Origin of the sequence: Sphingobacterium daejeonense (assembly GCF_901472535.1) — a bacterium.
Classification (GTDB): Bacteria; Bacteroidota; Bacteroidia; order Sphingobacteriales; family Sphingobacteriaceae; genus Sphingobacterium; species Sphingobacterium daejeonense.
On record NZ_LR590470.1, the window covers coordinates 902,137 to 916,029 of the forward strand.

Sequence of the window (13,893 nt, forward strand, 5' to 3'; positions counted from 1 at the left end):
GGCAATGCAGTTGGATGGTTATTTCCGTGGGGGAGAACGGATAAGTAACTGCTGCGGTACAGACTGGTTACCGGCATGGAGCAATAAGGACTGATCGGCAGAGAGACACCAGTCGTTCCCGTATCTATGCTTTAGGAATACCGCGATAAAGTCCCAATACGAACTATACCAGTCTGTGGTTTCGCCATCCTTAGCTTCCGGATCGGTCGCGATATACCAGCCCTTGGCGACTTCCCGGATAAATCCATTCTTGGTCAGGATTTCACGGTACTTACGATTGGGTAGATCATCTGTATGGATACCTATTGTTCCTTTTTCCTGCAATTGCTGTAGAAACTTTAAGGCTTCTACAAATCTTTCTCTTGGTGTTGCCATATCGTTATTCGTTTATCAAACACTGCTGTGCTCTTGTTATTAAACGTTGCTGTGGCAAATTTAGTAAATATTGTCGTGATTTTTTTATTAAATTTTGTTGTTGTCTTTTTATTAAACCGTGCAATATCGGCGATTATACAAAAGAAAAGCCGAACCTCATGTTCGGCTTTCGGTTTTATAAATTCTTTTCAAAAGTTACACTTGATGAATTGAGAGGCTAATTGTCAACTTCAATACTATCATATTCCTCGTTGAAAAATTCAGAAAAAGAGTACTTAATAGCATTTAAAGCTCTTACCAATACTCGTAATGTTAAATTAAATTTTCCTGTTTCAATTTTTCCATATTGAGACCTGTCTAAGTCATGGTCATAGGCAAAAGCTTCATGACTTGTATACCCAAGGTCTTTTCTGATTTGTCGAAATCTTATCCCAATTTTCTTTTTTTCGATTTCCAAATCTATTTCATTATAGTCATTACTTGTCGCCATGGAATAAAGTACCAAAAAAGAATTTTTAGATACCACTAAATAAAATTCCACTAAATACTATGAGTTTTAATATTTTTATTTTATGTTTGTTATGAGTAAATTTTTTTGTTGGAATTTGATATAAAGAGAATTAAAATAAGAAAAAATAAATTGAGACCATAACGAACTCTCGTAGCAAGATCTGGCGGTTTTAGCAATACGGGATGTGAGTAATGCGTCAATTTATCCTATCTTTAGAAAATATTATTTTCTTGGGTAGGATTGACGCTTGCTTTATCTATGTATTGCTCCACGGTTTTACGACCGTTGGCACTGAAAGTTGACCCAAGACGATGAGTAAAGGTTCCGCCAGAACCTATGCTACAAAGATAAGCCGGCAGTCAATCCACTTTTTGACTTAGTGCTTTGGAGTTCGTTTTAAAAGACGAACTTATGAGCGGAGCAGTCAAAAGGAAAAAGCATCAGAACGTAGACTATTTAATAATGGTTTACTCTGGTGCTTTGTTGTTTTTTCAACCTGACAAACTATTCTTACTTAACCTTATTTGCCCACCAGAATAACGTCGCCCTTTTTTACATAGGATTAATCAATCAGCATTATGAACCATTCAATTCTGAAAAATGACGTTATTATACGCCGTGGCCGTGCTTTGGCCCAAACTAAAGCAAATATTTAAGCCTGCCACTCATGGGCATTTTGCACTGGGAGTGTCCGGTAATCACCTTTTTATAATTTTTTGTTTCATGTTGTTTGGTACCGGGGCAGCCCGGTCGCAGTCTCCCGTTCGGGGGACTGCAAACAACAGTATTACGCCCCTCAATATCGGCGACCCGATACCCGACGCCCTTTGGAATACCCCATTGCAGGTCGTAAACCACCCCGAGGGAAAAGAAACCATCACGCTCAGCGAATACAAGGACAAGTTAATCATCCTGGACTTTTGGGCAACGTGGTGCGGTACTTGTGTAGCTTCTCTACCAAGACTTCACGAATTGGAAAAGGAGTTTAAGGACGATGTTATTATTTTGCCCGTAACAGACCAAAAAGCCAATGATATAACGGCATTCCTAAAAAAGAACACGGTACTTTCTCCACTAAATATATTTTCAGTTACTAATGACAATACTTACAAATTCCATTTTCCTTATACCATGTTGCCCCATGAAGTATGGATAAGTAAATCCGGCGAAATACAAGCCATTACACATTCATCCGATGTAACAAAGGAAAACATTACATTGGCATTGAAAGGTGAGGCAAACAGCATTGCACAAAAAAAAGACAACCTAACATACGATGACACACTTCCATTACTACTTAACAATAATGGTGCTGATGCTGATTTCTTCGTCAACAGGAGTATTATTACACCGCTTATAAAAGGCATACCTACGCTCAATTCTCAATCAAAAGTGAACGATAAAGATAGCACCTTTAGAGTATTATCTACCAATGCTTCCGTTCGCCGTATGTACACCCTTGCCTTTAAAGAGTTGCGAACAATGCCGCTTAACCGGACAAAGCTGGAATTACAAGAACCGTTTTCGGTTTCACAGAAAAGGTTTTTAAAAGATTTGTATTGCTACGAATGGATCGCACAAATATCGGCATTGAAGTACTTTCCACAAAAGATAAAAGCTGACCTCAATTATCACTTTGGCATAAATGGGCGAATGGAAAAACGTAATACAAAATGCTATGCCATTCAGATTATAGGGAAAACGACCATAATCCCTAATAAACCCGAAGATGGCTTACAATACCTTTCAGCTTGGGTAAACAATACAAATAAAGATATTCAGCATATCCCATTGATAAATGATTTTACCGACCAAAAAATAGCCATTCCAAAAATCCCACCTAAAATTGAGGACATTGAAGCTATTAACAGGCAACTTAAACCATTCGGCATAACCATCGTGGAAGAAGAAAGAGTGCTGGATTTTTTTGTTATTTCTGAACTATAAACCAAACTTCTCAATGAAAAGAACAATTACTTTTTTACTCATACTATTTTCAGTGACCAATACCATCGCCCAAAGCATATCCAACATACGGGGCAAGGTAGTCAATAATGAAAATGGTCAGCCCGTAACGGGCGCAACGGTCAAGCTGTTAAACCGTAGTCAGAATAACACGGTACAAACCGATGAAAACGGCGATTTTGAATTTACAAACAAAGCATTTCCTTTAGCGGTTAGCGTTAGTTATGTTGGGCTGATAGACACGACCTTTGTCCTTACCACTGCCCCGCAAAACCCATTGACGGTGCGCCTAAATCCGGCAAGCAATACATTAAGTGAAGTAGTGGTTTCTACGGGTATCCAAAAAATACCCAAAGAAAGAGCCACAGGCTCATTTGACCACATCAACAACGAACTGTTCAATCGTCAAATCTCTACCGATGTATTGAGCCGATTGGATGGCATAGCCAGTTCGGTGATGTTCGATAACAGACAGCTTGGAGATACAAGAGAAATAAGCATCCGGGGTTTAAGCACTATATTTTCTGATAGGCAACCGCTAATTATATTGAACAACTTTCCCTATGAGGGAGATATTAATAGTATCAATCCAAACGATGTGGAAGATATTACCATCCTAAAGGATGCTACGGCAGCTTCTATATGGGGGGTAAGAGCCGGAAACGGTGTAATCGTTATTACCACCAAGAAAGCCAAGCGTAACCAACCGCCTACTATATCTTTTAACAGCAACATGACCTTTATCCAAAAACCGGATATGATGCAGTTGCCTTACATATCATCTAAGGATTACATCGAGGTCGAAAAAATGTTATTCGGCAATAACTTCTATGATGCCAATGAACAATTAGGCTATGTCCCTTTATCCCCCGCTGTGGAATTGATGTACAAAAATAAGCAAGGGTTACTAAGCGATGACGCATTGCAACAAAGTCTTAACGAATTGGTACAGTACGATATTCGCCGGGAGTTGAACAAATACGTTTACAGGAAAGGGCTAAACCAACAATATTCCCTGAACGTAAGCGGGCAGAACGAAAATGTAAGCTATTATCTTTCCGGTGGCTATGATGACAATACCAGCACCACAGATGGGGGCTATCAAAGGTATAATTTGCGTTCTGATAATACATTCAGACTTTCCAAAAAATTGAGTTTGGATGCAGCATTGTTTTTTACGCATACCTCAAACGATTCAGGAAGACCTACCAGTTTTTCTTCGATACCCTATGCCCGAATTGCGGATGAAAATGGAAACGCCTTGCCAATTGAACGATACTATCGGTCAAACTATATTCAAGAAACACAGGAACAAGGCTTGTTAAATTGGGAGTACCGCCCGTTGGATGAAATAAACCTTGTCAATAATAGGCAGAAGACAAACAGCCTTATACTGAATACAGGATTGAACTATGACATTGGAAAAGGGCTAAATGCAGAAATCAAATACCAATATGAAAATGCGCAAGGAACAGGTAAAAATATACGGAGCATGGCATCGTATTATACCCGTAATATGATTAATAGCTATACGCAGGTCGGTACAGATGGTGAGTTGTCTCGTGCTATACCATTGGGCGACATCCTTAATGAAACAGTAAACGGCTTCACGTCGCAATCGCTCCGTTTGCAACTGAATTATTCCAAAACTTGGAATAAGCACCAGCTAACAGGTCTTGCTGGAGCAGAGGCTCGTCAGGCAACCACCACCCTAACACAGTCTACACAATATGGTTATAATCCTGATATTTTGACGACTGTCGCAGTTAATTACGATACTGATTATACCTTGTACAGTCCCATAGGGGGAATTGCAAAAATTCCAAATCCATATTTTACATCCGAAGCCAACGATAGGTTTATATCCTTTTTTACCAATTGGGCTTATACGTTTGACAACCGCTATAATCTTAACATTAGTGCAAGACAAGATGGCTCAAATCTGTTTGGTGTAAGGAGCAATCAACGGTTTACCCCACTTTGGTCTGTGGGCGGTAGCTGGCATCTGACGAATGAACGGTTTATCAATATCGCATGGCTTGACCTGTTGAAGCTAAGGACGACTTTCGGTTATAGCGGTAACCTCAATCGCAATGTTTCGGCTCTGCCCACAATGCGTTATTACAATGGTGGAAATTTAATAAATACGCCTTATGGTGTATTAGTCAATCCACCGAACGAAAATCTTCGTTGGGAAAAGAACGGGCAGTTCAATGTGGGGCTTGATTTTGCTGTTTTAAAACAGCGGCTAAGCGGTACGGTCGAATACTATCATAAGAAAAATACCGACCTCATCGGCTATATGCCTATCGACCAAACAACGGGAGCGGTAAACCCCGTTTCAAGCAGAGGCTTTAGCTATCTTGGAAATTCAGCTTCTATGACCGGAAACGGAATAGATATACAATTACACAGTGTCAATATCCGTAAAGCCTTTGAATGGCGGACGGATTTGCTGTACAGTACCGTAAAGACTAAAATAACGGAATATCTTGCCGAGACAAGAGACCTCAACAATTATCTTAATAGTGGATTGGTTATTTCACCCATCATTGGAAAACCCGCCTATTCCATTTTTGCCTTACGGTGGGCTGGTCTTGACCCCGAAACAGGCGACCCTATGGGCTACCTGCATGGCGAAGTAAGCAAAGATTACGCAGCAATCCGTAACGAAACCACACCCGAAGAACTCATTTACTACGGTTCCGCCACGCCTACACATTTTGGTGCTTTACGAAATACATTTTCATGGAAAGGGTTAAGTCTATCATTCAATATAAGCTATAAATTAGGGTTCTATTTCAGGAGAAACAGTGTATTCTATAATGCAATATTTAATGGTACAGGTTCGCATTCGGATTTCAATTTGAGATGGCAAAAGCCCGGTGATGAAGCCATTACCCAAGTACCGTCAATGGTCTATCCGAATGATGCCAATCGGGATGGTTATTTTTACCCACGTGCCGAAGTATTGATTTCAAAGGGAGACAATATACGCTTACAGGACATCAACCTTAGCTATCAAATTAAATCACTGGAAAACAAGTGGAAATTGAACCGATTGGAGGTGTTGATGTATGCCACCAATTTAGGCACGATATGGAAAGCAGATAAACATAACGTTGATCCCGAATTTGGAGATTTATCACCGTTAAGGACTATTTCATTTGGTTTAAGAGCAGGCTTTTAAAAATTTAGAAACTATGACACGCTATATAATAATATTACTGATTGCAACAATCACATTTTCAGGATGCGAAAAATATTTGGACGTTAAACCGGATAAATCACTCGTTGTACCGACCACGGTTGCAGACCTAAGAGCGTTATTGTACAACACATCGAGGATGAATAGCTGGTATCCAACAATTCAGGATGGTGCTACGGATAATCAATTTGTACAAACAGAAAATCTGAACAATATAACCTCATTAACTGCAAAAAACATCTATATATGGAAAGATGACGTATTTAATGATGATGAAACCAACGAATGGTCGATGCTGTATGCAGCAATATACTCGTGCAATCTGATTTTGGAGCAGTTGGAAAAAATCGACCCTGTTCCGGCAGAAAAAAACCAAATAGAGGGAGAAGCATTGTTTTTCCGTTCTTTTGCATTTTATAATGTTGCGCAATTATGGGCAAAACCTTATGATAAAAATACCTCGCGAACAGACTTAGGTATACCCCTGCGGTTAAAAGCTGATATTGGTGAGAAATCTGTACGTTCATCGGTTGAAGAAACCTATTCAAAAATTATCAATGACCTGAACAGGGCTGCTACACTTCTATCCGTCAATAGCCCTTATAAAACGACACCAACCAAGCAAGCCGTTTATGGACTATTAGCCCGTATCTATTTATCAATGGAAGATTATGAGAAAGCATTGTCTTACGCAGACACTTGTTTAAGCTATTCAGATGCCTTACTTGATTATAACACATTAACGATGGGTTCGGCAACTTCATTTCCAATACCCCGATATAATGTAGAGGTGATTTTTCATGCTAACGATTTTGGACGACAAGTTATGAACGTGACCCGTGGTAGAATTGACAACGAACTATATAATACCTATGAAGCAAATGATATTAGAAAAACAGCATTCTTTAGGAGCAGAGCAGGCTACTATTCTTTTAGGGGAAATTACGATGGTAATTCTGGAAGTTGGTTTGCAGGAATTTCAACCAACGAAATCTATCTGATAAAAGCTGAATGTGAAGCAAGAGCAGGAAATATTACCACCGCCTTACAGACTATAAACGAACTATTAAAAAATCGCTATAATAGCACGTTTATTCCTTTCAGTTCGGATAATAGTGAAACTGTATTGAGGTTTATTTTAGATGAGCGAAGAAAGGAATTAATATGGCGGGGTTTGCGATGGTCTGATTTGAGAAGATTGAACAAAGACAGCCGTTTTGCAAAAACGATAACGAGAGATATTGATGGAACGATATATACATTAGAGCCTAACAGCCTTAAATATGTTCTACCGATACCCAATAGTGTGATACTTAATAACGGTATGCAGCAAAACGAGCGTTAACAAGGGTCAGCCTTGTTAACACTCGTTCAAATGGTTTACTGAAAGGCTATTGCTCCTTTCTCTCTCTGTCATCAATAACAGTACCTAAATTGGGATGTTCTTCACCACCAATCATCACAGGTTGAGCCTTAACCGCACAGATTTCATCATTTCCTTCGGGACACGCTGGCGGATTTAAGCCATCACTTGGAGTAAGCACATAGTTTTGAGGATTGGATGTGTCCCCATCTCCCGTTTCATCCGTGTACTCAAACCACTTTTCTCCTGCGAAACTGAAATTTTTCACTACCGTAAAGGACATCGTTACTGCTGCAATTGCCAATGCCACCACAGCAAATAGGTTCATTTTTAATTTTTTCATCGCATTAAAATTTTGATGTTAAAGAATACTTTTTTATATGTCTTTTGGCAGACGAGCCCTCGATAGCTTCGCCTCCGGCGTTGCTACCTCGCAATTTGTACTATAAATAAAGCCCCCAACCACTTAGAAAAAGGAATAAAAGATTGAAGAAAAAATGTTGCATCCAAGTCATGCCACTTATCACCGATCCGCACCCGCAAGGCAATTTTTCCCATGCACCCATAAGAGCCACGGCGATATAAGCTGTAAAAGCAGCCATTAATACAGTGGATAGTATTAAACCTACTTTGCGATATTTTTCCATGATCAACGCCAGCACTATTATTAACTCCAATACCGGGAGTGTGTAAATAAGGATGTACCCTAAACTATCTGAAAAAGGTTGACGGAGGATACCGCTTTTAAATGCAGTAAAGTCAGATATTTTGTCGATGCTTACAGGTGTCCAAAGGAGCAGCAAAAGAATGATAACGATATTGAATGTTATCCGTTTTCTTTTGAGTTGGTTTTGATATGTAGCTGTTGTTTCCATTGTCTTTGTATCTTAGTGATGGTTATCACCATCCTTTGATACAAAGTTCACCAAAGCGGTAAGCGTGAGAAAGAAAAAATCGGTAAAAATTGAGCAAATGTGTGCTAAAAATTTACCGATTTTTTCAATTTATGAGAAAAAAGATTAATAAAAAGCAAAGATAAGCAAAACGGTTAAAACCGTTGCTATACAGTACTTTATAAAACAGTAGTCTTAGTTTGGAACGCTGTGTCGGATTGGTTTTGGACGTGAAAATACAAAGTTAGGTTACTAATTCGTTACCGATTACAAAAGGTAACTAAAGTACTTAATCGGTTATATTTCAGCTTTTTGCACTTCTTTTTATATTTCCTTGTAACTCAATGTAATTTAATTTTAAACATTAAACATTTAAGTTATGGAGCAGACAAAAAAAATCGACGTTCAAACTTCTTTTCTATCTGAAAAAGAACGAACTGAAAAAGAACGGTAATGCCCCCATTATGGCACGTATTACTATTGATGGAATAGCTAAAACTTTGGGAACAAAGTTAGAAATCAATCCTAATAATTGGGATTTAAAACACGGAAGAGTTCAGGGTAAAAGTGTCATCGCTTTGAATATCAACCAAAAACTGGATAACATTCGTGGGCGCATTGACAAGATTTATGAAGATATGCAGAAACGTGAGGGCTTTGCAACGGCACAAAAAGTAAAATTATCGTTTTTGGGTGTTGGTGTAATGGACGATGCAATACTTAAAGTATTCAACGATCAAAATATCGAATTTAAAAAACTGGTTGATAAAGGAGAACGCTCACAAAGCACCTACAACAAGTATATCACGGTTTACAATCATCTTAGCACGTTTATAAAAGAACGCTACCATCGTGATGATATGTCTTTTCGAGAATTGACTTGCGATTTTATCCGTGAATTGGATTTTTACCTTCGATACGATTTGCAGTCTTCCCATAACACGATTTGGGTTTACACAATGCCTGTTTTAAGTTTGGTGGAGCTGGCTATTAAAAAAGGTTTGATACGTGATAATCCTTTTGAGGATTATGAAATCAGTATGGAAGAAACCGATCGAGGTTATATTCTGAAAGAGGATGTAGAAAAGTTGATGAAGTGTGTACCACCACACCCACGATACGAATTGGTAAAAGATCTATTTATTTTCAGTTGTTTTACCGGACTTGCTTATGCGGATATTAAAAAACTAACCAGAAACAATATCCAGTCTTTCTTTGACGGTCATCAATGGATTATCAGCAGAAGAAAGAAATCAGATATTGCTTCCAATGTTCGGTTGTACGTCTTCAAACTAAATTAGACACATTAGGATGGAACCTTATTATTAAATGCCTTTCCGATGTAAAAGGATATGTATTGAAAAGAGGGTTTAAGAATATAGATGAAGAAATCCATTTTTTCAAGTATCAAAAACCAGTTATCGTTTCAAAGCTCATCTACTATAATGCCATCTATAAAATAGAAACGAGAAGACCTTATGGAAATAAGCGCATCAAGAAATATTTTGCCAAAGAACTGAAGAAGCTAAAGAGGTTCTTTGATAATAACATTGATTTTTACAAGTATTACCGCAGCAATAATTCTTTTGTTGACGAGAAATTTTTTGTGCGAGGGAAACACGATATACGGTTATGGTTGGACACTTTTTATTTTGAAGCAGACCACCGCTTTTCTACTTCGCACGACTATAAGGTAGCCAAGATAATTGCCAATGACCTGATACAAGTTTATTTGGAAGACAGGCTGAATAACATCAATGTGAAAAAGAGTTCGGACAATTCATTGAAATGGACAGCAAGCAAAACAGCACTTACAGAACTCATATATGCACTGTATTCCCACGGTGTATTTAACGGTGGGAATACAGACATAAAATTAATTGCTAAAGGATTTGAAGATGCTTTTAATATTGAATTAGGCGATTTTTACCATACGTTTATGGAACTGAAAGCCCGTAAGATAAACCGAACGAAATTCCTTGACAGCCTGTGTGAAGCACTGATAAAGAAAATGGACGAACAGGACGAAAAGTAAATGACCATTACAATACGCCACGAGGCAGATGAACACCTTTCGTCCGTATAATATTTTCCGAATTATCTGGGGCTTCTTTCTGTTTTTCAGCTTGTTCGTTAGGTTCTTCTTTCGTTTCCGGTGTAATGGACAACTGTATCTTTCGTTCAACGGAAGCCAATTCAGTTTTAAGTTCGCTCAATCGGCTTTCCTTAGACCACGTACCGTTAACCACTTCCTGAAGTATAGGCAGGTCTTTCTGTATTTCAGCGATTTTTTCCTGTTCCTGTTTTACAAAGCCCAGCAGCTTTTCCAAAGCCCTCAAAAAATTCATTGCGGCAGTTTCGGGGTCTTTTGCCATCAGACCGTTATTGTAGGTGTATTTGATATTTCCCTCGCCCTGCACCAAAAACGGTTTACACGAATATCCACGCCGTCTTTTGTGACATTTCGGTCTTTACCAACAAGTAAAAACCGTAAAGGCTTCCGGTTCGTTATAAAGCTTATTCTTTTTGTCATGGCTATTCAGGTTAAGCTTTTTTTATGAAATTGGAAACTTAAGTTACTTATTTGCAATACCATCAGTTTATCTGTTTCCGTACAGATTCATTTTTTATTCTTTTAAGAAGATATTTGTTAATTGTCATTAATAATAATTTCAGAAGCCATTTCTCCAACATATACGACGGGCGCCATAGTATGTCCGCGATTTACAGCCGGAATGATTGATGCATCAGCAACCCTTAATCCCTGAATACCTCTCACTTTCAGAGAAGAGTCTACAACGGCTAAAGAATCATTTTCTACGTCACCCATCCGAGCTGTTCCCACCGGATGAAAAACTGTGCTGGCTTCGTTTCTAATCAAAGATTCAATAATTTCATCCGTAGCATCCAGTGCCGGATGTGCCAAATATGTGTACGGTTCCAACGATTCTGTTTTTGTAATTTTCTGTGTATATCGAACTCCCTTTATGAATCGTTCCATATCACTTGAGTCTGAAAAATATCTTGGATTGATTAAAGGAGCATCATATGGGTTAGTTGATGCTAATAGTAATTGTCCTCTACTTTTTGGTTGAAGTAGTATTACTGTGACAGAATATCCACTCTGTGCCTGGATGTCTTCAATATTTGCAAACTCTTTTTCTGTCCCATCTGCGCCGTGGGTATATGTAAAAATTAATTCGAAATCAGCACCTGTTTTTGTCCCGTCACTTGATACAAAACCTGATGCAACACCTGGATAATAAGACGAAGGTCCAGTTTTATTTTTATACCATTGGTCAATTGCTTCATCACTGAGTGGATTAAAAATAGAATCCTCTATATTTTTTTCTGAAACAAATTTTAATGTAAACATCAAATGGTCATTCAAGTTTTCACCAACGCCCGGTACGTTTGCAATCACAGGGATTCCAAACTTTTCAAGTTCTTCACGAGGTCCAACTCCAGATAGCTTCAATAGTTTAGGAGTATTAAAAGTGCCTGCTGAAAGAATGATTTCCTTACTGGCATACATGTTCTGAATCTGACCATCAATCTCTACTTCCACACCTATAGCTTTTGTTCCTTCAAACAAAACTTTCCGAACAAAGGCATGAGTAATTATTGTCAGGTTTTCACGCGCTCTTACATCTTCTGTGAGATAACTATCTGCAGGGGTACGCCTGGTATTGTTCTCGTAAATTTTCTGCATTATATCAATTGAATATGGATTTTCTCCTGCATAATCACCTATTTCTCCAAAACCGGCTTCTTTGAATCCATTCAATAAAGTATGAACAAAAGGAGTAGGATAGCTGGAATCAGTAAGTTTTACCTTGCCTTTATCTCCATGATATTTACTTGGTCCAAGATTTGTTTGTTCTATTTTTTGAAACATTTCCAAAGCTTTACTGAAATTCCATCCTTTGGCACCTTGAGCCTCCCAACTATCATAATCTTCTTTGGTTCCGCGCACCCATACACCAACATTTATTGCAGACGAACCTCCTACAACTTTTCCTGAAGGGGAATAAATGGAACGATTATTTAAACCGGTTTGCTCTACTGAAGAATAGGTCCAGTCATAATCCGTTCCTAACACTTTAAAGAAAGCTCCGGGTATTCTGGAAAGCTCGTTCGTATTCTCTCCACCGGCTTCCAGTAGTAAAACATTTATATGTTCCTTTTCAGTCAGACGAGAAGCAATCACAGGACCAGCGGTTCCTGCACCTACTATTATAAAATCAAACTTTTTCATAAAATTTATAGTAATTGTATACTATCGTAAAATTAGCTAATTTTGCTTTATATTTGTATGTAGTTAACCAAAGGTAAGTAGTTACTTTTTGGTAAGTAGGATTGTATTATGAACAAAAAAGAAAAAACACATAAGGACTGCGAATTGGGACTTCGTTCTATTCAGGATGCCTTGTATGTCATTAACGGAAGATGGAAAATACTGGTGCTTTTCTCCATATTGCACGGAAACAAGCGTTTTAATGAAATAGAACGTAGTCTTCTTAAAATTAATGGAAAGACTTTGGCTAAGGAGCTGAGAGACCTGGAACAAAATGGGCTGATTACCCGCACTGTATATGACGCCCGACCGGTTATTATAGAATACAATGTAACTGATTATGCCAACACCCTGATACCCGTTTTTGACGTGCTAATGGATTGGGGAACCAATCATCGGAAGAAAATTATCGGAAATTAGTAATTTAGACAAGCTCTGTAATCCGGTACATACAACGTTGCCCGCCGGAAACAATGTGTTGTACTCTCTCAACTTCAAATTTACTGCCTATAAGTTGTTTGAAGTTTTTAAGTTCACTACGGCAAAAGCCCTGACATTCGGTAGCGGCCGCACATATAGGACAATGGTTTTCTATTAAAAAGTATTCGCCGCATTTTTCTTTTTTCCATTCTGCCATATAACCCTCTTTGGAGCGAATCTGGCTCAAACGCTCCAGTCGTTCTTCAATAGTTTGGGCACTTTTTATTTCTTTTTCATAACGCCCGTAAACTTGATTTTCCCTTTCACTTATCAGTAGATCTAACGCATTGTCGCCTAACAGTTTTTTTACGGACTGCAACAACTCTACCGTGATTTGGGCGTGTGTGTCGGGAAATTTTGATAAACCTTTTACACTCAACGAGTAATAGGCAAGAGGTCTGCCTACGCCCTCACTTTTGAAGTTGGTTTTTACTAAGTCGTCCTCTGCCAATTTCAATAAATGCAAACGAACGCCCTCTTTGGTAATGCCTAATTCAGTTGCCAAAACCGCTACGGAAATTTCGCCCCGCATTTTCAAAATCATCAATATTCTATCTGCCGCAGATTTTTTCATTTCTCAATAAAAAGGTTGTTTTATTATTCCAGTACAAAGGTATAAAAAAATACTTAGCGGCTATTTTTCATGCTATTTTCATATTACAAGATGGATGGTTACTTCAAGGATAGTTAATAAAAAAAGCAATAACTTGTTTTATTAACTATCCCGCTTTACCTTTGTCGCAGAATTTAATAACAATAAAAAGAAAAAGTAACCATTCTATTTATATCATCCATAAAATT

The 13,893-nt window shown here is 38.3% G+C and carries 13 protein-coding genes; 6 read left to right on the forward strand and 7 right to left on the reverse strand.

From position 1 onward, the window contains the following. Nucleotides 1-18: 18 nt before the first annotated feature. Together FGL31_RS24525 and FGL31_RS04330 are read right to left on the reverse strand one after the other, a co-directional pair. Nucleotides 19-375, reverse strand: coding sequence for a hypothetical protein (locus FGL31_RS24525; RefSeq protein ID WP_232046260.1), 357 nt, complete (start codon nt 373-375; stop codon nt 19-21). Nucleotides 376-592: 217 nt separating this feature from the next. Beyond that, entirely contained in the window at nt 593-916 is a 324-nt protein-coding gene (locus FGL31_RS04330) for a helix-turn-helix domain-containing protein (RefSeq protein ID WP_138089815.1), read from the reverse strand. Nucleotides 917-1,609: 693 nt separating this feature from the next. On the opposite strand from FGL31_RS04330, the gene FGL31_RS04335 reads away from it, so the two are divergent. From FGL31_RS04335 to FGL31_RS04345, 3 genes are read left to right on the forward strand one after another with little or no spacing between them, the layout of a single operon-like run. Beyond that, entirely contained in the window at nt 1,610-2,833 is a 1,224-nt protein-coding gene (locus FGL31_RS04335; RefSeq protein WP_232046261.1) for a TlpA family protein disulfide reductase, read from the forward strand. A 13-nt stretch (nt 2,834-2,846) separates the two neighbouring features. Continuing rightward, nucleotides 2,847-6,041, forward strand: a complete 3,195-nt coding sequence (locus tag FGL31_RS04340; protein ID WP_138089817.1) for a SusC/RagA family TonB-linked outer membrane protein — start codon at nt 2,847-2,849, stop codon at nt 6,039-6,041. 13 nt (nt 6,042-6,054) lie between these two features. Continuing rightward, nucleotides 6,055-7,404, forward strand: coding sequence for a RagB/SusD family nutrient uptake outer membrane protein (locus FGL31_RS04345; protein ID WP_138089818.1), 1,350 nt, complete (start codon nt 6,055-6,057; stop codon nt 7,402-7,404). 46 nt (nt 7,405-7,450) lie between these two features. Here FGL31_RS04345 and FGL31_RS04350 read toward each other — a convergent pair whose 3' ends face one another. Together FGL31_RS04350 and FGL31_RS04355 are read right to left on the reverse strand one after the other, a co-directional pair. Continuing rightward, complete coding sequence (locus FGL31_RS04350; protein WP_138089819.1) at nt 7,451-7,765, reverse strand: peptide ABC transporter substrate-binding protein; 315 nt, start codon at nt 7,763-7,765, stop codon at nt 7,451-7,453. 100 nt (nt 7,766-7,865) lie between these two features. After that, on the reverse strand, nt 7,866-8,297 hold the full coding sequence (locus tag FGL31_RS04355) for a MauE/DoxX family redox-associated membrane protein (protein WP_232046262.1): 432 nt from the start codon (nt 8,295-8,297) through the stop codon (nt 7,866-7,868). A 440-nt stretch (nt 8,298-8,737) separates the two neighbouring features. On the opposite strand from FGL31_RS04355, the gene FGL31_RS04360 reads away from it, so the two are divergent. Together FGL31_RS04360 and FGL31_RS04365 are read left to right on the forward strand one after the other, a co-directional pair. Continuing rightward, nucleotides 8,738-9,616: a site-specific integrase gene (locus FGL31_RS04360; protein ID WP_262709228.1), complete on the forward strand. Its 879-nt coding sequence runs from the start codon at nt 8,738-8,740 to the stop codon at nt 9,614-9,616. A 56-nt stretch (nt 9,617-9,672) separates the two neighbouring features. Then, the gene (locus FGL31_RS04365; protein ID WP_446677060.1) at nt 9,673-10,350 is read left to right on the forward strand and encodes an RteC domain-containing protein; all 678 of its coding nucleotides are present in this window, start codon (nt 9,673-9,675) and stop codon (nt 10,348-10,350) included. Between the two features lie 7 nt (nt 10,351-10,357). Here FGL31_RS04365 and FGL31_RS04370 read toward each other — a convergent pair whose 3' ends face one another. Then, nucleotides 10,358-10,735 carry a hypothetical protein gene (locus FGL31_RS04370; protein ID WP_138089820.1) on the reverse strand — a complete coding sequence of 126 codons (378 nt, stop codon included), beginning with the start codon at nt 10,733-10,735 and terminating at the stop codon, nt 10,358-10,360. Between the two features lie 230 nt (nt 10,736-10,965). Further along, nucleotides 10,966-12,573 (reverse strand): GMC family oxidoreductase, encoded by a 1,608-nt coding sequence (locus FGL31_RS04375; RefSeq protein ID WP_138089821.1) that lies wholly within the window; start codon nt 12,571-12,573, stop codon nt 10,966-10,968. A 108-nt stretch (nt 12,574-12,681) separates the two neighbouring features. On the opposite strand from FGL31_RS04375, the gene FGL31_RS04380 reads away from it, so the two are divergent. Continuing rightward, nucleotides 12,682-13,032 (forward strand): winged helix-turn-helix transcriptional regulator, encoded by a 351-nt coding sequence (locus FGL31_RS04380; RefSeq protein ID WP_138089822.1) that lies wholly within the window; start codon nt 12,682-12,684, stop codon nt 13,030-13,032. 4 nt (nt 13,033-13,036) lie between these two features. Here the strand turns inward: FGL31_RS04380 and FGL31_RS04385 are convergent, their stop codons facing one another. Then, nucleotides 13,037-13,666 (reverse strand): helix-turn-helix transcriptional regulator, encoded by a 630-nt coding sequence (locus FGL31_RS04385; RefSeq protein WP_138089823.1) that lies wholly within the window; start codon nt 13,664-13,666, stop codon nt 13,037-13,039. Nucleotides 13,667-13,893 lie beyond the last annotated feature (227 nt).